Genomic DNA, 16,643 nt, shown 5'->3' on the forward strand with positions numbered 1-16,643 from the left:
CTTGACAAGAGTGCTAAAATAGTCTTCTATTAACACCTCATATCGATAAAAAAATGGTTCAAAAGAAATCTGACAAACCGAATTTGCAAAGGCTGCCTGTAGCGCAGGCTGCAGCGGCGTCCGCATTTCCGATGCTGCCATCCCTTGGGGTTGGCACGCTCGATTCATATATTGCTTACGTTAATCGCGTACCCATGCTTAGTGCTGCAGAAGAGTTACATCTTGCGCAGGAATTTCGTCGCACTGAAAATGTAGAGGCCGCTAAAACTTTAGTGCTTTCACATTTGCGTCTCGTCGTTTCTGTTGCGCGCCAATATCTTGGCTATGGCATTCCACATGCTGACCTCATTCAAGAGGGGAACATTGGTTTGATGAAAGCGGTCAAACGTTATGACCCAAACAATGGCGCCCGCTTAGTGTCTTACGCAATCCACTGGATCAAAGCAGAAATTCATGAGTACATTCTCAAGAATTGGCGCTTGGTCAAAATGGCAACAACCAAAGCACAACGCAAACTGTTCTTTAACTTACGCAGCAATAAACCTACTTTGAGTGCACTCACACCTGCTGAAGTGGATGCTTTAGCAAAAGCGCTTGATGTAAAAGGTTCAGACGTTAAAGAAATGGAAATGCGCCTTGCTGGTGGTGATGTTGCACTTGAAGGCGATGATAGCGATGAAGATGCTGCGTATGCACCTATCCAATGGCTTGCTGACAACAGTCAAGAGCCTACTGAGCGTATTGCTCATGCAGAGACAGACGCATTACAGGGCCCTAAATTAGATCAAGCCTTGATGGCCTTAGATGAGCGTAGTCGCAACATTGTGCAGTCACGCTGGCTGGCCATGGATGCTGATGGTCATGGCACCAAGACTTTGCATGACCTTGCTGATGAATATGGCATCTCTGCAGAACGTGTTCGCCAAATTGAAACAGCCGCCCTCAAAAAGATGCGCGGCATGTTGCAAGCACAAGCAGCTTAAAGCCACTCTAATTACTCCTGCTTACTTTAGAAGTTCTTTCAAGTCATGCGCCAAGGTCTCAGGACCTTGAGCATGCTTGATATATAAACGTAAGCGTCCCTCGGGATCAAACGCGTAACTACCAGCAGTGTGGTCCATGGTGTAAGAGCCCGGGCTAGCACCTGGAACCTTCTTGTAATAAATCTTGAAGTCCTTAGTCACTTTTTCTAGTGCAGCCTCGTCTGCAGGACGTAAACCTAGAAAGCGTGAATCAAAAGACGGCACATATTGCTTCAAAATAGCCGCAGTATCGCGCTCAGGATCAACCGTTACAAATAGCACTTGCACCTTATCTGACTTCGGACCCAATAAGGTCATGACCTGCTGCATCTCTGTCAAAGTAGTTGGGCAAATATCAGGGCATTGGGTATAACCAAAGAACATCACCACGACCTTGCCCTTAAAGTCGGCGAGCGTTCTCACTTTTCCATCTGGATCAACCAAGCTAAAGTCTTTACCAAATGCGGTGCTACCAGTGATGTCGATATTTTTAAACTCAGGCTTCGGACTGCAGCCAGCGAGAAGGACTAAAAATGCAGTAATGAAGCAAGTGCGCAGAAAAGTGAGTTTCATCTTAGAGGAAGTAATGGTCTATGAGTAGCGCCGCAAAGAGCAAAGACAAATAGGTAATTGAAAAACGGAACGTTTTCTTAGCCAAGGCATCGCTATAGGAAATAAATAGCGCAATGACATACGCCAAGAAAATCAAACCCAGAATAATTGACGATACCAAGTAGACCATGCCACTCATGCCATAGATATAAGGCAATAAAGTTGCCGCAATCAAAATTAAGGTGTAGAGCAAGATGTTGAGTAAGGTAAAACGCTCACCATGAGTTACCGGGAGCATCGGCAAGCCCGATTGAACATAGTCATCACGCCGATATAAAGCCAAGGCCCAAAAATGGGGTGGCGTCCATACAAAAATAATAAGCACCAAAAGCCAAGCTTCGGCTGAAACCGTATTGGTTACTGCTGCCCAGCCCAGCGCTGGCGGCATCGCACCAGACAGACCACCAATCACAATATTCTGAGGGGTGGCAGGCTTTAATAGCCAAGTGTAAATAACGGCATAACCAACAAAGGTTGCGAGCGTCAGCCACATGGTTAATGGGTTACAGAAATTCCAGAGAATAATCATTCCTAATGAGCCAAGAATGATCGAGAAAACAATAATATGAAATGGTGTTACTTCACCAGTTGCAGATGGACGCCATGAAGTGCGCTTCATCTTGGCATCTACTGCCTGCTCAATTAAACAGTTCACTGCAAATGCTGCGCTGGCTAATAACCAGATACCAACAATGCCACCCAAGAGCACTGGGTAAGGGACCATACCCGGTGTTGCCAAGAACATGCCAATGATTGCGCAGAAAACTGCGAGTTGAGTCACCCTAGGTTTTGTGAGAACCCAGTACTGACGCCAACGTGGCATCGCCATTGGTATTTTTGTATTTGATGTACTCATAGTGACTTCCAAGAAGTCCAATAACTCAATCTGACTAAGCAGAATACCAAAGCAGCAGAGCCTGCGGTATGTAATAAGGCAGCCAATAAAGGCCACTGAAAGACAACATTGGAGATCCCAGTCAAAATCTGCAAAACGAGCAAGCTAAATAAAAGTCTGGCGAAGCGTCTCAAACCTGGTGTTGCGGGCGTTGAGAGTTTAAGAGCCCTCCATCCTAAGAATGAAAATATCAGCAATAGCAGCACAGCAAAGAGGCGGTGTGCCCAGTGAATCGTCTGTAGCGCCACCGGCGAAATAAACTCTCCCTGCGCATTTAAGCCTAGTTGACGCCAAAGCGTGAAGCCCTCGGCCCAATTAGTTTCTGGCCAAGCTGCGCCCAGACAGGTTGGAAAATCTGGGCAAGCCAAAACGGCGTAATTGGTGCTTACCCAAGCACCTAAGAAGACCTGAATGGCAAGCACCAGAAACGCTAGCAATAACAAAGCTGCCGGCAATGGCTTAATGCGCAATGTGCGCACAGCAGAAATTTTTTCTTCCCAGGCTTGCTGTGCATAAGCAGTTAAACAAGCTAATAAAAGTAAAGCTAACATCAAATGAATGGTCACAATAATGGGTTGCAATTTAAGAGTTACCGTCCAAGCACCAAAAGCCCCTTGAATACATACCAACAAGAGTAATCCCAAGCTACCAATGAGCGGAACCCTGCCTAAGGTTTTGACTTTATTCAAGGCCAATGCCACTTGCACCAAAATCAGCGCGCCCACAGTCATTGCTAAATAGCGATGGATCATTTCTATCCAGGCTTTCATCACGGTGACAGGGCCACTAGGTAAGGCGCTTTCAGCCCGTTGTATATCGCTTAATGCATGAAACGGATTAGAGGTGCCATAGCAACCAGGCCAATCTGGGCAACCTAGACCCGAATCGGTTAAACGGGTAAAGGCGCCAAATACAATCAGATCGAAGGTCATAAATACTAAGACCCAATTGAGTTTCTGAAAAAAACTATAGCCCGGTCTTGTCCAAAGATAGGCCAATGGCAAGCCAGCAAATAGGATTGCAATAGCAGCCAACTCTAAGAATAAAACCAGATTGGGCATTACAAATTCTCGCCCTTATGATTTAACTTTAAGAGCTTTTCTAAATCTTTCTTAAAACTAGAAAATTCTTTAGGTGAATTCGTGACAGGGAAATACATCATCTTCGCTGGACTTGGATCAATCAACTGAATCTCTTTACCAGCACCCTCTTTATTAAGCCACGCCTCGAATTCAGATCGAGACTTTGGATCTGCAGGCAATGACACTACCTTGAGTCCTGCCGTCTGCTCGTCATAAGCCTTAGAAACCTCAGGATCAACTGGCTTGCCATCCGTATTGACCCACACAAGCTGGACCCGCTTACTCTCTCTGCCCATTGCGACTCTGGTCTGGCGCATAAGAAATAATGCCTCAACACACTTTGTATCTTTAATTTGGCACTCACCTGCAGGTCGCGCAATTAACAAAGTCCATTTACCTTGTAAAGGAACTTCGAGCCAAGCACTATTAAATTCTTGAGCGGGATAAACCAGAGTACCAAAATTTGTTTTTCCGCCCTCAGGCTTAATCACGTAGTACGCAAAGTAGGATGCAATTACAGGACTCGCGCAAGCAAGCAATAGCAAGAGCATTTGAATGCGGCCACGGCGAGTCCGCGCATTGATTGCTGCTGTATCCATCTGTGAAGCCGGAATTAATAACTCTTTATCACTCACCCTTAAACCCCATTCCCAGCGCGTTGGCGCCAATATTGCCGTAGACCAGTAATTAACCAAAACAAAAAACCGCAGACGGCTAAAGCAAACCACTGGAATGCATAAGCATAATGGCGATCGACTCCGCTTGTCAGAGGAGCCCACTCGCGCAACAGGCCATCATTAAGACCTGCCTCTTCTTCACGCAAGATGAAGGGCGCTTGAGTCCAGCCACGAAGACTACCTTCTGCTACCAAATAAAAATTTTGCTCGATTTTTGGCTTGCCAACATCAGCCGATGGCTTACCATCGCCCAACTCATAAACCTTGCCTGGGTGAGCAAATACAATACCCTCGACATTCACTACACCAGCCGGCGTTTTAACAGAAGGCAAAGTCTCTCGATTCTCATTGTTGCGCGGGGCCCAACCTCGATTAATCCAAAGCACTTCATCACGAGCTTCGAGACGCAAGGGCATCATTAAATAAAAGCCGGCTTGCGATGCACTAGCACCTGCTGCAGGCATGGGCCTTGGTCGGTTGTCCAACCAGATTGCCGCCTCTGGAATGAACTGGCCACGTGCAATCATGCGACGCTCACTCGCCTCCTCTAAAGCCCAAGTTCCAGTATTGGCATTCAAAATAGGCATTTGTTGTTTGGCCAATAAATTAGCAGCTAAAGCAATTTTGGTATTCGCTCTGCTCAACTGCCAGATACCCGCTCCACAACCAAGCGCAATCACCAGCAAGGCTGATACAGTAGCAACTATGCGCTTTGTGACAAGGCTGTCAAACAGGCTATTTAAAGGATTCAAGATAAGGATTTCAGATGAAGTGGATTATTCCAATTGTCCTACTAATGATCGTTGCTAGCTTAGGCTCGGCGCTTTATTACATGATGAAAGATAAAGGCAATAGCGCCAGAATGGTTCACTCTCTCATGCTGCGCATTGGCTTATCTATTGCGCTGTTTCTAGGTATCCTACTGGCCCATTACTTTGGACTCATTCAAGCTACTGGAATCAAGGTTGGTACAAACTAATTTGTTGCCAGGTATAGCGGTACTCAAAAAAGGAATCGGGGCTTTAAGCCCCGATTTTTTATTCCGATTACATCCAGTAAACAGCGATATACAGACCAAGCCATACGACGTCAACAAAGTGCCAGTACCAAGCAGCACCCTCAAATGCAAAGTGGTGTTTAGCAGTGAAATCTCCGCGAATCATACGACGCAAGACAATCGCCAACATTGTCCCGCCGAGGAACACGTGGAAGCCGTGGAAACCAGTCAACATGAAGAATGTTGAACCGTAGATACCTGAAGTCAATTTCAAGTTCAACTCGTGATAAGCATGATAGTACTCATAAACTTGGAAGCCCAAGAAGATTGCGCCCAAACCAACGGTTGCAGCCAAGCCAATGATGGCTTTCTTCATATGGTTCTCAACTAATGCATGGTGAGCAATCGTGATCGTTACACCTGAGCTCAACAATAACAAGGTATTGATAGTTGGAATTGGCCAGGGACCCATGGTTGTGAATTTCTCAACCAAACCAGCAGGACCATCGTTTGGCCAAACCGCTTGGAAATTAGGCCAAAGTAACTTGCTCTCAACGTCACCCATCCAAGGCATCGCAATATTCCGAGCATAGAACAAGGCTGCAAAGAATGCGCCGAAGAACATGATTTCCGAGAAGATGAACCAAGCCATCGACCAACGGTAGGAGACATCGACGTTTACGCCATTCTTGCCCGAGTTTGACTCAGCAATTGTGTCACCAAACCAGTGGTACAGAACGAAGATAACCCAGGCCACACCTGTGAGGGTTAGTGGACCGCCCCAAGAAGCGTGATTAACCCAGCCAGAGATACCGAAAGCAAAGCCAATGAGGCCAAGCGCAGCCATCGCTGGATGTCTAGATAGTCCTGGGACGAAATAGTGTGGGGTTGAATTGGATGACATCTTATTCTCTCTATTCAATCAAAAAATAATCAATGGGACACAACTGCTTTCACTATTAAGAGCAGGATGGCCATAAAAATTATGGCCCCAAGAACACCCGCAATAATAATGTGTACAAAACTCAATGAAGCTACATCTTCCTGCAAACCTGATTTCTTACGCACCCCTAAAAAACCCCACATCACGGCTTTCATAGACTGCATAAAACTACTTTTCTTCTTCACGAAACAACCTTTGATTTAGGAGCTGGTGGAGTACCGCCCAAGCCTAACTCAAAAAAGGTGTACGACAAGGTGATGGTTTTTACATCATCCGGCAAACCTGCATCAATTACAAAAACAACTGGCATCTTCTTGGTTTCATTTGCCGCCAGCGTTTGCTCTTGAAAACAAAAACACTCTAATTTCGTAAAAAACTCTGTCGCACTTTTAGGCGCATAACTCGGTATAGCTTGCGCCCTTACTGAACGATTCTGATTGTTGGTAACTTCATAAACAATCTCTGTCATCTCACCAGGATGCACTTCTAAAAAATTCTTGACCGGCTTGAATGTAAAAGGGCCACGACTATTAGAATCAAACTCAATCGTTACAGTACGAGCATAGTTAACCTGGGTATTGCCGACCTTATTAGGGCTATAAGCTCTAATGCCATAGTCATTCTTATTCGTTACTACGTTAATTCCAGTGACCTCGCATAGAGCCTTATACATTGGCACTAAAGCATACCCAAAGCCAAACATCATCACCGCTGCAATTAAGAGCTTGACTAAGATTTGACGATTTAGCGATTGAGTTGAAATCATTTTCATTAGCTAGGCTTGTCCCAACACACTCCACTTCATCACGATACCGATAAAGAAAACGATTGCGACACTCAACAAAATCAAGCCTAGGCGACGATTACTCGCAGCTTGGGCTTGTTTTGAAGACAAATTAGATTCCAGCTTCACGCAATTGCTCTGCGCTTGGCGGAGTTTCAAAAGTATGATGAGGTGCAGGGGAAGGAATAGTCCACTCCAAGCCTTTAGCACCATCCCATGGTTTCATCGGCGCTTTTTCACCTTGACCGCGATATGCTGGCATCACAACGAAGAGCAGGAAATAAACCTGTGAAAGACCGAAGCCTAAGGCGCCAATCGAAGCGATCGAATTGAAATCAGCAAACTGAGTTGGGTAATCAGCATAACGACGTGGCATACCTGCCAAGCCCAGGAAATGCATTGGGAAGAAGGTAATGTTGAAGAAAATCATGGAGGTCCAGAAATGGATCTTGCCACGAGTTTCACTAGCCATATAGCCCGTCCACTTTGGACACCAGTAATAAAAACCAGCAAACATAGCAAACAATGAACCCGCTACCAGCACATAGTGGAAGTGCGCTACAACGTAGTAAGTATCTTGCAGGCCAATATCAATTGGAGCCATTGCGAGAATCAAACCAGTAAAACCACCCATCGTAAACACAAAGATGAAGCCAATAGCCCACAACATTGGAGTTTCAAAGGTCATTGAACCTTTCCACATTGTTGCAACCCAGTTAAAAATCTTCACGCCAGTTGGAACTGCAATCAACATCGTTGCGTACATGAAGAACAATTGGCCTGTTACTGGCATACCCGTTGCAAACATATGGTGAGCCCAAACGATAAATGACAAGATCGCAATAGACGATGTTGCATAAACCATGGAGCTATAACCAAACAAAGTCTTTCTGGAGAAAGCAGGAACGATTTCACTGACGATTCCGAATGCAGGCAGAATCATGATGTAGACCTCTGGGTGCCCAAAGAACCAGAAGATATGCTGGAACATGATTGGGTCGCCACCACCAACAGCGGAGAAGAATGAAGTACCAAAGTGACGATCAGTTAAAACCATCGTGATTGCGCCAGCCAACACAGGCATCACAGCAATCAACAAATACGCGGTGATCAACCAAGTCCAGCAGAACATTGGCATCTTCATCAAACTCATACCAGGCGCGCGCATATTCAAGATAGTTACGATGATGTTGATCGAGCCCATGATGGAAGAAGCACCTAGCAAGTGGAGCGCAAAAATCGCCATATCCATGCCAGGACCCATTTGTGATGTCAATGGAGCGTAAATAGTCCAGCCACCTGCTGGTGCGCCACCAGGAACCAAGAATGAACTCAGCAACAATGTCGCAGCGACCGGCAAGATCCAGAAGCTAAAGTTATTCATACGTGCAAACGCCATATCAGATGCGCCGATTTGCAAAGGCACCATCCAGTTAGCAAAGCCAACGAAGGCTGGCATGATCGCACCGAACACCATGACTAAACCATGCATCGTGGTTAATTGGTTAAAGAATTCAGGGCGCAGGAATTGCAAGCCAGGTTGGAATAATTCCAGACGAATTCCCAGGGCCATCACGCCGCCAGCCAATAAGCTAACAAACGAGAAGATCAGGTACATCGTGCCGATGTCTTTATGGTTGGTTGCGAACAACCAACGACGCCAACCATGTGGCGTGTGATCATCATGCGCGTGATCGTGTGCGTGATCGTGGGTAGTAGAGACTGTGCTCATAAATTACTCCGGTTTCGTTTTATCTGTATTGGTTAATCTGAATTAATTGCCGCCGCGCGCAGTAATAATTTCTTGGGTCTGAATCACTTCACCCGTCTTATTACCCCATGCGTTACGTGTATAGGTCATCACTGCAGCGATATCGCCATCAGAAATTACGCCAGCCCACTTCGGCATCGCGCCCTTACCATTGATGAGGATGTTGAATTGGCCTGCTTTAGGACCATTCACCACCTTACTGCCATCCAATGCTGGGAATGCGCCTGCGCCTTTGCCGTTTGCTTGGTGACATGCAGCACAGTTCGCTGCATACACTTTAGCGCCGCGTTCTTTTTGCTCATCCAAGGTATAAACCTTAGACGGATCATCGCCGCCAGCGCCCATTTCTTTCTTCTTCTGTGCAACCCAAGCGGTGTAGTCCTCTTCTGAAACAACTTTTACAACGATTGGCATAAAGGCGTGCTCAGCACCGCAAAGCTCAGAACACTGGCCGCGGAATGTGCCGATGGTTTCTGCTTTAAACCAAGTATCGCGAACGAATCCAGGGATTGCATCTTGCTTGACGCCAAAAGCCGGAATAGTCCAAGCATGAATCACGTCGTTCGCTGTAGTAATCAAACGAATCTTTTTGCCAACCGGTACAACCATTTCGTTATCGACTTCCATCAAATACGTATTTGATTTTGGTGCAAGATTGTTAATGGCTTCACGTGAAGTAGCTAAGGTAGACAAAAAGCTAATACCTTCGCCCTCACCTTTAATGTAGTCGTAACCCCACTTCCACTGATAGCCAGTAGTCTTAATAGTGATGTCAGAGTTTGTGGTGTCTTTCATTGCAACAACCGTTTTAGTTGCAGGCAATGCCATCCCGATCACGATGAGTAATGGGATTACTGTCCAAATAATTTCAACGGTTGTGCTCTCATGAAAAGAGGCTGACTTGTGACCCAATGATTTGCGGTGTTTCAAAATCGAATAGAACATGACACCAAATACACCCACAAAAATGAGTGCGCAAATCACCAACATCATCCAATGCAACCAATGGATTTCTTGCATGATTTTGGTGGCTGGGGCAGTGAAATTGAGCTGATTTACAGCTGGGCCGCCAGGCATGTTTTCTGAGGCGTGTGCAAAAGCAGTGCCGAAGGCTGCTACTAAATAGAGCGAAGCCCTAGTGACTTTTCCAAATAAATTCATCTTATTCTCTGTTGATTGTCATGAGCACTGCAGCAAAACACGCTACAAAATGCTCAAAATGCGGTCTCAAGCCAATACATCCAGCCGTGATTATAGGGTCAATTAGGATCAAGAACAAACAGGGGCAAGCTACCAGCATCCAATCTTGGTCAAGGTTTAAATGATAGTAAGCACTTACACTTAAGCAGGATATTACCTAGTCTTGCGTCCAATTTGATTTACGTCAATATAAGTAACGCTGTCCTGCGACTTAGAAAGGCCCTTACCAAGGACCCAAGCATGCCCATAAACCACCTCTAAGGTGATTTTTTGAGGTAAAACTGTCATTTCAGACTCCAATTGCGGGTTCAAGGTGACCAACTTTAAGGCCTCTAAATCAGCCAATAGAAGCTCTGGCGTTTCATAATCCAAGGTCAGGTATTCCATATCCATAACTGGGTCAGAAAAACGCTCGCCCATCAGCGCGTCCCCTATATCGTGCATATCCCAGGGGCTCAATAAATTTTTCAACTGAAAAGGGGTGGTTTGTAGCGAACGCAATTCTTTTCCGGTATCGGGACCTAGGTAACTAAACGCAATAAGGCCGCCTTCTCGAAGAACCCGTCGACACTCCTGCAAGAAACTTTTGGGATCCACTAAGTCTTGCAACAGGAGATCGCTAAATACCAAATCAACAGAATTATCAGGAACGTCAAATTTGCCCGTAGAGAGATAGTTTGTCATTGGACTTACTCGACCACCCCGGAAAATTGAACGCCAATTAGCAATTGTTTTTGCGATCTTTAACTGCAATCCACTTAAGCCATCCTCAGCAATACTATGAATACATGCGCTTGGCAAACGTTTCGCAAAAGCAGAAAAATGTTTTCCAGAAAAATCTGGAATGACTAATATATCTTTCACGTCTAATTTGACGATATCGAGTTTTTGCAACATACGGTATGCAATTTCGTCTTGTAACCATCTGATCGGCTGGGTCATTGACTCAGTATACTCAGCGCCCCATGCAATTTCTAGAGAATCTTGCTCAAGCGATTAGTGCGCAAATATTACCGACAGCCTGTATTGCCTGTCAGAAATTTCAATCGGATTCTATTTGCACTTCTTGCCTTGTTGCACTAGAAAGCAACAGTCTTATTCACTATGAGTGTTGCTATCAATGTAGCATCCCACTCAAAACCCAAGAACTTGTTGATCGGCGTTGTGACAATTGCAAAATAAGATCCCCATTTTTTGATGAGACCTACTGTCTTGATCGCTACGACGGCATTTTGCAAGAGGCCCTTCATCAACTCAAATATCAAAAAAGAATTGTATTTGCGCATGGGATAGCTAAAGCATGGAATCAAATTCAAGCCAATCGACTAGATCAATGCAGAGCGGACTATTTGTTACCAGTGCCACTCAGTGACCACAAATTACTCGCCCGAGGATTTAATCAAAGCTGGGAGTTAGCAAGAAGAATTGCTTGTAATCAGTATGTAGAAAAATTGCCTTATGCCTTAAAGCGTCATCATCATGAAGACCATCAAGCAGGCAATCCTCTTAGCGCAAGGCAAGAGGCCATTCGCCAGATGTTTTATATTGATCCTCAATATGCAGACCGTTTAGCGGACAAGACGGTCATTGTCTTTGATGATGTGATGACCACCGGGGCGACACTAAATGAAATTGCGCGTATTCTCAAAGCCCTAGGAGCCATACATGTGATTAACTGGGTAATACTGAGAACAACGCGATTTACTTGATCAAGCGCTAAAGAATTGATAATGCAGCATGTTTAATATTGTTTTATTCGAACCCGAAATCCCTCCCAACACGGGCAACATCATTCGCTTGTGCGCCAATACTGGGGCAAAACTCCATCTGATTGAGCCTTTAGGTTTTCCAATGGAGGATGCTAAATTACGCCGCGCTGGCTTGGACTACCACGAGTTCGCAAGCATTAAAGTGCATGCCAATTGGGCACAGTTTCTTGCCAATGAAAATCCTGACCCTCAGCATCTTTTTGCTTTAACTACGAAAGGCAATGGAAAGTTTCATGAGGGTAAATATTCGCCTGATGACTATTTCATCTTTGGCTCAGAAACCAAAGGAATCACAGATGAGGTACGTAACTCAATTCCAGCGGTCAATCAAATGCGGCTTGCAATGCAAGACAGCAGTCGCAGCCTGAACTTATCGAATACGGTTGCAATTGTCGTGTATGAAGCTTGGCGCCAAAATGGTCTTGCAGGCGGCAAGTAAAACTTAAACAGTCTTAAGTCTCAATTTTTGGGTCGCGGCCCATCAGCTTTCTGACGGCATCCTTAGCATCAAGCTTGCCAGCAAGCACTTCACCCATCATGGCAGTAATAGGCATCTCTACCTGCAAACGCTTGGCTAGATCACCTACAGCAGCAGCACATAAGACGCCCTCTGCCACATGACCTAAGCCAGCTAGGATCTGATTTAAAGATTTACCTTTAGCCAACTCAAGCCCAACACGGCGATTGCGAGAGAGGTCTCCCGTTGCAGTCAAAATCAAATCGCCAACACCGGTTAAGCCCATACAAGTCTCTGATTTACCGCCGGCTGCTTTTACCAAACGCATCATCTCAGCCAAACCACGCGTGAGCACTGCCGCTCGAGCATTTAAACCAAGGCTTAAGCCATCGCCAATACCCGCAGCGATTGCCAATACATTCTTCACAGCCCCGCCTAATTCAACACCAATCAGATCATCACTTGAATACACACGCATATTTCCATGATGAAAAGCGGCTTGAACAATTTTGCAAAGCTCCTCAGAAGAGCTGGCTACCGTTAATGCACATGGCATTCCTGCGCCAACTTCATGTGCAAAGCTGGGTCCAGACAAGGCACCATAAGAGTGTTTTAAACCATGACTATGAAGCTGGTCCTCTCGCTCCACCACTTGATGCGGTAACAACGCAGTCGCTGGCTCCAACCCTTTACACAACCAAATAATATTCAGGGGATGGTCTGTAATCTTCAGAACCTTGGCAATCGTTTCCGAAAGCCCGGACATTGGTGTTGCAATCACCAAAAGATCTTCGCGCCCAAGTCGTTTGACTGCAGCTGCAAAGTCACTTTCTAACTGCAAATGTTTGGGTAAAGCAATGCCTGGAAGATAAGTATGATTTTCACCTCCTTGGGCGATAGCTTTTAGCTGTTCTGTACTACGAGACCATAAGCAAACATCTTCTGCTCGAAGCTGGCGCGCAGCTTGAGAGGCCATTGCAGTCCCCCAAGCACCTGCACCGAGCAATGTCACTTTCATAATGGGTGACCTAGCCTTACTCGCTTAGTTAGGCAGAATAATTTTGCTTTCATCCGCACCATCGTCAGATTTTTCACCAGATGCTTGCTGAGCTTGCATCAATCTGTGCTCATACATGCCATGAAAATTAATTTCATTCAAATGGATAGGCTGGAAGCCTGCGCGACTGATCACATCAGCCATATTCGAGCGTAGGTATGGATAGAGAATCGTTGGACAAGTAATGCCTAACATTGGATCAATTTGCTCTGCTGGAATATTTCTGAACTCAAAAATACCGGCTTGATTGGCCTCAACCAAGAAGAGCACCTTGCCTTCAACACGTGCTGTCATAGTAGAACTTAATGCCACCTCAAAAAGTTCTTCGCCAATTCGATTTACAGCAATGTCGACCTCTACCTGCACCTGTGGCTCAGCCACTACTAAGAATATTTCAGGAGCGTTGGGTTGCTCTAAAGATAAATCCTTTAGAAAAATACGTTGGATGCTAAATGCAGGAGCCTTAGAATCAGTACTGGCTGCACCAGGGGTGGAAGATTGTTCAGTCATTACAAACTTTCTTTATGTTTTTAATCTATTAAGCCAATAAAGGATCAAGCTTTCCAGCGCGATCCAAAGCTACTAAATCATCATAGCCACCCACATGAGTCTCGCCAATATAAATTTGCGGAACTGTGCGGCGACCAGTACGAGTCATCATGATTTCACGCTGTGAAGGATCGCGATCAATCAAAATCTTTTCTAAATTTCCAACGCCCTTTTTGATCAACAGTTTTTCTGCCATGACGCAGTATGGGCAAACCTGTGTGCTGTACATCGTTACCTGTGGCATATCTTCCCTTACTTAACCAATGGCAGGGCAGCAGTTTTCCACGCTTGGACGCCTCCGTCCAAAACGCCGACCTCAACAAATTCGAGTTTTTGTACTTGCGCCAAGGCTTTACGTGACTGAACGCCTGTATCGCACACCAATACTAAGGGACGCTTGCGATCGAGCTTCAGGGCTTCAATAGCACTCACAAGATTAGCAGCGCTTGCCAACTTTGCACCAGGCAAATGGCCTGCTTTATATGCATCTTCAGCACGCAAATCCAAAACATGGGCTTTACGGCGATTAATCCAAATCGTCGCTTCGGTAGGCGATAAGCCTTTTCCGCTAATAAGCGTAGATAATGTGGGTAGGAAAAGCGCTAGGCCCGAAGTCAGCAACAGGGCAATAAGCGCTAAATTATCAATTTGCGTGAGAAAGTTCATCACCGGATTATAGAATGGCTCTATGAAACAACTTGTCCTTATTCGTCATGGCGAATCCGCCTGGAACCTTGAAAACCGCTTCACTGGCTGGGCGGATGTCGACTTAACCCCCAAAGGCGCAGAACAAGCCCAAGCTGCAGGAGAAAGCCTCAAAAAAGCAGGTTATGAATTTGACATCGCCTACACCTCTGTTTTAAGGCGCGCTATTAAGACGCTATGGCATGTTCAGGACGCCATGGACCTCATGTGGATCCCAGTAGTACATAGCTGGCGATTAAATGAGCGCCACTATGGTGCGCTGACCGGCCTAAACAAAGCAGAAACTGCTGCCAAGTATGGCGACGAACAAGTCCACATTTGGCGTCGCTCTTACGATGTTCGACCACCGCTACTAGAAGCGCATGATGAACGCAACCCAAAAAATGACAGCCGCTATTCAAAATTAAATGCTGCTGATATTCCTCTTGGTGAGTGCCTGAAAGACAACGTTGAACGCGTGCTGCCACTTTGGAATGAATCTATCGCCCCAGCACTGAAAGCGAATAAGCGTGTTTTGTTGGTAGCACACGGAAATAGCATTCGTTCCTTAATTAAATATTTAGACCAGATGTCCGATGAGGCCATCATGGAAGTCAATGTTCCTAATGGCATTCCACTGGTTTACGAGTTGGATGACAACCTCAAGCCAATACAACATTTTTACCTGGACTAAGATAAATAATATGCGTCACTTTCTGAAGAACTTTGCCCTGATAGCGGTTGGCCTCATTGCTGGTGTAGCTGCTACTATTCAACTCTCGGCGACTGCCCAACAAGGCTCTCAATTACCTTTAGATGAATTGCGGACGCTCTCTAATGTATTTGCACAAATTAAACGTGAGTACGTGGAGCCAATTGAAGATAAACAACTTTTAACCGATGCCGTCAAAGGCATGGTGAGCAGCCTTGATCCTCACTCAACCTTTTTAGATAAAAAAGACTTTGCGGAAATGCAGGAACAAACTTCTGGAAAGTTTGCTGGCCTCGGAATTGAAATTACTTCAGAAGATGGTGTTGTTAAAGTTCTCAACCCGATTGAAGATAGCCCTGCTGCACGAGCAGGCCTGCAAGCTGGTGACTTAATTACTCGCCTAGATGACAAACCCGTTCGTGGCATGTCTCTTGATAAAGCAGTACGCACAATGCGGGGCACACCTGGCACCAAAATTACTTTGACCGTTTATCGCAAGAGTGAAGAGCGCAGCTTTCCAGTAACGATTACCCGTGCAGAGATCAAGGTTCAGTCGGTTAAAGCAAAGATATTAGATAACGATATTGCCTGGGTGCGTATTACTAGCTTCCAAGAGCGAACCATTCCAGATTTAGCAAAAAAACTAATTGATCTTGCTAACCAGGATCCCAAAATGAAGGGCATCATTTTGGATCTCCGTAACAATGGAGGCGGCTTGTTGCAAGGAGCTGTTGGCGTAGCAGCAGCCTTCTTGCCAGCTGATGCTGTGATTGTTTCAACAAAGGGTCAAGCGGCTGACTCAAAACAAGTCTTTAATGCCACGCCAGCGATGTATCGATTGAGCGAACCTGGCGACCCTCTGGCAGGAGTGCCTGAGATGTATAAAAAACTACCGATGGTCGTTTTAGTAAATGCCTATTCAGCTTCTGCATCTGAAATTGTGGCTGGTGCATTACAAGATTACAAACGCGCTACGATCATTGGAAAAACAACCTTTGGCAAGGGCTCCGTACAAACCGTTCGCCCCCTCACCAATGACTCAGCCCTGAAGATCACCACTGCTTATTACTACACACCCAGTGGTAAGTCGATTCAGGCATATGGCATCAAACCAGATATCCCAGTAGATCAAAATAAAGATGGCGATCCAGATGATGTACTGATCACACGTGAGATTGATAGCGAAAAGCATTTACGCAATAAACAATCGGCTGAAGATAAGTTAATTAAAGATCGGGAGCAACGCCGTCTCGAAGAGTTACAGCGCATTGAAGAGAAGAATGCCAAGAAGACTCCTGAAGAAAAAGAGAAAGAAAAGAATAAAAAGCCTCCGGAGCTCGGAAGTGCAGATGACTTCATGCTTTCTCAGGCGGTTGCCTTTATTAATGGTCAACCAGTAAAACGTTCATCATCCAAGCTTGAGTAATTCTTT

At 45.5% G+C, this 16,643-nt stretch carries 22 protein-coding genes; 6 read left to right on the forward strand and 16 right to left on the reverse strand.

Going from position 1 to position 16,643, the window contains the following annotated elements; translation table 11 throughout:
• Positions 1 to 53 precede the first annotated feature (53 nt).
• Positions 54 to 983, forward strand: coding sequence for an RNA polymerase sigma factor RpoH (gene rpoH, locus FD968_RS09570; protein WP_215365925.1), 930 nt, complete (start codon positions 54 to 56; stop codon positions 981 to 983).
• Positions 984 to 1,004: 21 nt separating this feature from the next.
• Here the strand turns inward: rpoH and FD968_RS09575 are convergent, their stop codons facing one another.
• Genes FD968_RS09575 through FD968_RS09595 form a run of 5 tightly spaced genes read right to left on the reverse strand, consistent with a single transcriptional unit; the run spans position 1,005 to position 5,040 of the window.
• Positions 1,005 to 1,595: an SCO family protein gene (locus tag FD968_RS09575; protein WP_215365927.1), complete on the reverse strand. Its 591-nt coding sequence runs from the start codon at positions 1,593 to 1,595 to the stop codon at positions 1,005 to 1,007.
• A 1-nt stretch (position 1,596) separates the two neighbouring features.
• Positions 1,597 to 2,490 (reverse strand): heme o synthase, encoded by an 894-nt coding sequence (cyoE, locus tag FD968_RS09580; RefSeq protein WP_215365929.1) that lies wholly within the window; start codon positions 2,488 to 2,490, stop codon positions 1,597 to 1,599.
• Positions 2,487 to 3,590 carry a heme A synthase gene (locus FD968_RS09585; protein WP_215365931.1) on the reverse strand — a complete coding sequence of 368 codons (1,104 nt, stop codon included), beginning with the start codon at positions 3,588 to 3,590 and terminating at the stop codon, positions 2,487 to 2,489. Before FD968_RS09585 ends, cyoE begins: the two co-directional genes overlap by 4 nt.
• Positions 3,590 to 4,246 (reverse strand): hypothetical protein, encoded by a 657-nt coding sequence (locus FD968_RS09590; RefSeq protein ID WP_215365933.1) that lies wholly within the window; start codon positions 4,244 to 4,246, stop codon positions 3,590 to 3,592. The genes FD968_RS09585 and FD968_RS09590 overlap by 1 nt, the downstream gene beginning before the upstream one ends.
• A gap of 2 nt (positions 4,247 to 4,248) precedes the next feature.
• Entirely contained in the window at positions 4,249 to 5,040 is a 792-nt protein-coding gene (locus FD968_RS09595; protein ID WP_251367567.1) for an SURF1 family protein, read from the reverse strand.
• 14 nt (positions 5,041 to 5,054) lie between these two features.
• On the opposite strand from FD968_RS09595, the gene FD968_RS09600 reads away from it, so the two are divergent.
• Positions 5,055 to 5,267 (forward strand): twin transmembrane helix small protein, encoded by a 213-nt coding sequence (locus tag FD968_RS09600; protein ID WP_215365935.1) that lies wholly within the window; start codon positions 5,055 to 5,057, stop codon positions 5,265 to 5,267.
• A gap of 67 nt (positions 5,268 to 5,334) precedes the next feature.
• Here FD968_RS09600 and FD968_RS09605 read toward each other — a convergent pair whose 3' ends face one another.
• The 7 genes from FD968_RS09605 to FD968_RS09635 all read right to left on the reverse strand — a co-directional run bounded on the left by FD968_RS09605 (position 5,335) and on the right by FD968_RS09635 (position 10,925).
• A complete protein-coding gene (locus FD968_RS09605; RefSeq protein WP_215365937.1) occupies positions 5,335 to 6,189 on the reverse strand; it encodes a cytochrome c oxidase subunit 3 in 855 nt (284 codons plus the stop codon).
• A 29-nt stretch (positions 6,190 to 6,218) separates the two neighbouring features.
• Complete coding sequence (locus tag FD968_RS09610; RefSeq protein ID WP_215368137.1) at positions 6,219 to 6,392, reverse strand: DUF2970 domain-containing protein; 174 nt, start codon at positions 6,390 to 6,392, stop codon at positions 6,219 to 6,221.
• Between the two features lie 17 nt (positions 6,393 to 6,409).
• The gene (locus FD968_RS09615) at positions 6,410 to 6,994 is read right to left on the reverse strand and encodes a cytochrome c oxidase assembly protein (protein WP_215368136.1); all 585 of its coding nucleotides are present in this window, start codon (positions 6,992 to 6,994) and stop codon (positions 6,410 to 6,412) included.
• A 9-nt stretch (positions 6,995 to 7,003) separates the two neighbouring features.
• Positions 7,004 to 7,123, reverse strand: coding sequence for a cytochrome oxidase small assembly protein (locus FD968_RS10580; RefSeq protein ID WP_251367568.1), 120 nt, complete (start codon positions 7,121 to 7,123; stop codon positions 7,004 to 7,006).
• Between the two features lies 1 nt (position 7,124).
• On the reverse strand, positions 7,125 to 8,744 hold the full coding sequence (gene ctaD / locus FD968_RS09625) for a cytochrome c oxidase subunit I (RefSeq protein ID WP_215365941.1): 1,620 nt from the start codon (positions 8,742 to 8,744) through the stop codon (positions 7,125 to 7,127).
• Positions 8,745 to 8,786: 42 nt separating this feature from the next.
• Positions 8,787 to 9,944, reverse strand: a complete 1,158-nt coding sequence (gene coxB, locus FD968_RS09630; protein ID WP_215365943.1) for a cytochrome c oxidase subunit II — start codon at positions 9,942 to 9,944, stop codon at positions 8,787 to 8,789.
• Between the two features lie 192 nt (positions 9,945 to 10,136).
• Positions 10,137 to 10,925, reverse strand: a complete 789-nt coding sequence (locus tag FD968_RS09635) for a methyltransferase domain-containing protein (RefSeq protein ID WP_251367569.1) — start codon at positions 10,923 to 10,925, stop codon at positions 10,137 to 10,139.
• Positions 10,926 to 10,948: 23 nt separating this feature from the next.
• On the opposite strand from FD968_RS09635, the gene FD968_RS09640 reads away from it, so the two are divergent.
• Together FD968_RS09640 and trmL are read left to right on the forward strand one after the other, a co-directional pair.
• Positions 10,949 to 11,692 (forward strand): ComF family protein, encoded by a 744-nt coding sequence (locus tag FD968_RS09640; RefSeq protein ID WP_215365946.1) that lies wholly within the window; start codon positions 10,949 to 10,951, stop codon positions 11,690 to 11,692.
• A 28-nt stretch (positions 11,693 to 11,720) separates the two neighbouring features.
• Positions 11,721 to 12,191 carry a tRNA (uridine(34)/cytosine(34)/5-carboxymethylaminomethyluridine(34)-2'-O)-methyltransferase TrmL gene (gene trmL / locus FD968_RS09645; RefSeq protein WP_215365948.1) on the forward strand — a complete coding sequence of 157 codons (471 nt, stop codon included), beginning with the start codon at positions 11,721 to 11,723 and terminating at the stop codon, positions 12,189 to 12,191.
• 13 nt (positions 12,192 to 12,204) lie between these two features.
• Here trmL and FD968_RS09650 read toward each other — a convergent pair whose 3' ends face one another.
• From FD968_RS09650 to FD968_RS09665, 4 genes are read right to left on the reverse strand one after another with little or no spacing between them, the layout of a single operon-like run.
• Positions 12,205 to 13,227 carry an NAD(P)H-dependent glycerol-3-phosphate dehydrogenase gene (locus FD968_RS09650; protein ID WP_215365950.1) on the reverse strand — a complete coding sequence of 341 codons (1,023 nt, stop codon included), beginning with the start codon at positions 13,225 to 13,227 and terminating at the stop codon, positions 12,205 to 12,207.
• A 24-nt stretch (positions 13,228 to 13,251) separates the two neighbouring features.
• Positions 13,252 to 13,776 carry a protein-export chaperone SecB gene (secB, locus tag FD968_RS09655; protein WP_215365952.1) on the reverse strand — a complete coding sequence of 175 codons (525 nt, stop codon included), beginning with the start codon at positions 13,774 to 13,776 and terminating at the stop codon, positions 13,252 to 13,254.
• Positions 13,777 to 13,804: 28 nt separating this feature from the next.
• Entirely contained in the window at positions 13,805 to 14,059 is a 255-nt protein-coding gene (gene grxC / locus FD968_RS09660; RefSeq protein WP_215365954.1) for a glutaredoxin 3, read from the reverse strand.
• Between the two features lie 8 nt (positions 14,060 to 14,067).
• Entirely contained in the window at positions 14,068 to 14,481 is a 414-nt protein-coding gene (locus FD968_RS09665) for a rhodanese-like domain-containing protein (RefSeq protein ID WP_215365956.1), read from the reverse strand.
• Positions 14,482 to 14,503: 22 nt separating this feature from the next.
• Here FD968_RS09665 and gpmA point away from each other — a divergent pair, with 22 nt between their 5' ends.
• Positions 14,504 to 15,193 carry a 2,3-diphosphoglycerate-dependent phosphoglycerate mutase gene (gene gpmA / locus FD968_RS09670; protein ID WP_215365958.1) on the forward strand — a complete coding sequence of 230 codons (690 nt, stop codon included), beginning with the start codon at positions 14,504 to 14,506 and terminating at the stop codon, positions 15,191 to 15,193.
• Positions 15,194 to 15,203: 10 nt separating this feature from the next.
• Positions 15,204 to 16,637, forward strand: coding sequence for a S41 family peptidase (locus FD968_RS09675; RefSeq protein WP_215365960.1), 1,434 nt, complete (start codon positions 15,204 to 15,206; stop codon positions 16,635 to 16,637).
• The last annotated feature ends 6 nt before the right edge of the window (positions 16,638 to 16,643 follow it).

The organism is Polynucleobacter sp. AP-Titi-500A-B4 (assembly GCF_018688095.1).
Classification (GTDB): Bacteria; Pseudomonadota; Gammaproteobacteria; order Burkholderiales; family Burkholderiaceae; genus Polynucleobacter.

Bases quoted from the DNA above. Each gene is read 5' to 3' on its own strand.
- rpoH (WP_215365925.1), top strand. From the start codon at position 54: ATGGTTCAAAAGAAATCTGACAAACCGAATTTGCAAAGGCTGCCTGTA.
- FD968_RS09575 (WP_215365927.1), bottom strand. From the start codon at position 1,595: ATGAAACTCACTTTTCTGCGCACTTGCTTCATTACTGCATTTTTAGTC.
- cyoE (WP_215365929.1), bottom strand. From the start codon at position 2,490: ATGAGTACATCAAATACAAAAATACCAATGGCGATGCCACGTTGGCGT.
- FD968_RS09585 (WP_215365931.1), bottom strand. From the start codon at position 3,590: ATGCCCAATCTGGTTTTATTCTTAGAGTTGGCTGCTATTGCAATCCTA.
- FD968_RS09600 (WP_215365935.1), top strand. From the start codon at position 5,055: ATGAAGTGGATTATTCCAATTGTCCTACTAATGATCGTTGCTAGCTTA.
- FD968_RS09605 (WP_215365937.1), bottom strand. From the start codon at position 6,189: ATGTCATCCAATTCAACCCCACACTATTTCGTCCCAGGACTATCTAGA.
- FD968_RS09610 (WP_215368137.1), bottom strand. From the start codon at position 6,392: ATGCAGTCTATGAAAGCCGTGATGTGGGGTTTTTTAGGGGTGCGTAAG.
- FD968_RS09615 (WP_215368136.1), bottom strand. From the start codon at position 6,994: ATGATTTCAACTCAATCGCTAAATCGTCAAATCTTAGTCAAGCTCTTA.
- ctaD (WP_215365941.1), bottom strand. From the start codon at position 8,744: ATGAGCACAGTCTCTACTACCCACGATCACGCACACGATCACGCGCAT.
- coxB (WP_215365943.1), bottom strand. From the start codon at position 9,944: ATGAATTTATTTGGAAAAGTCACTAGGGCTTCGCTCTATTTAGTAGCA.
- FD968_RS09635 (WP_251367569.1), bottom strand. From the start codon at position 10,925: ATGACCCAGCCGATCAGATGGTTACAAGACGAAATTGCATACCGTATG.
- FD968_RS09640 (WP_215365946.1), top strand. From the start codon at position 10,949: ATGCAATTTCTAGAGAATCTTGCTCAAGCGATTAGTGCGCAAATATTA.
- trmL (WP_215365948.1), top strand. From the start codon at position 11,721: ATGTTTAATATTGTTTTATTCGAACCCGAAATCCCTCCCAACACGGGC.
- FD968_RS09650 (WP_215365950.1), bottom strand. From the start codon at position 13,227: ATGAAAGTGACATTGCTCGGTGCAGGTGCTTGGGGGACTGCAATGGCC.
- secB (WP_215365952.1), bottom strand. From the start codon at position 13,776: ATGACTGAACAATCTTCCACCCCTGGTGCAGCCAGTACTGATTCTAAG.
- grxC (WP_215365954.1), bottom strand. From the start codon at position 14,059: ATGCCACAGGTAACGATGTACAGCACACAGGTTTGCCCATACTGCGTC.
- FD968_RS09665 (WP_215365956.1), bottom strand. From the start codon at position 14,481: ATGAACTTTCTCACGCAAATTGATAATTTAGCGCTTATTGCCCTGTTG.
- gpmA (WP_215365958.1), top strand. From the start codon at position 14,504: ATGAAACAACTTGTCCTTATTCGTCATGGCGAATCCGCCTGGAACCTT.
- FD968_RS09675 (WP_215365960.1), top strand. From the start codon at position 15,204: ATGCGTCACTTTCTGAAGAACTTTGCCCTGATAGCGGTTGGCCTCATT.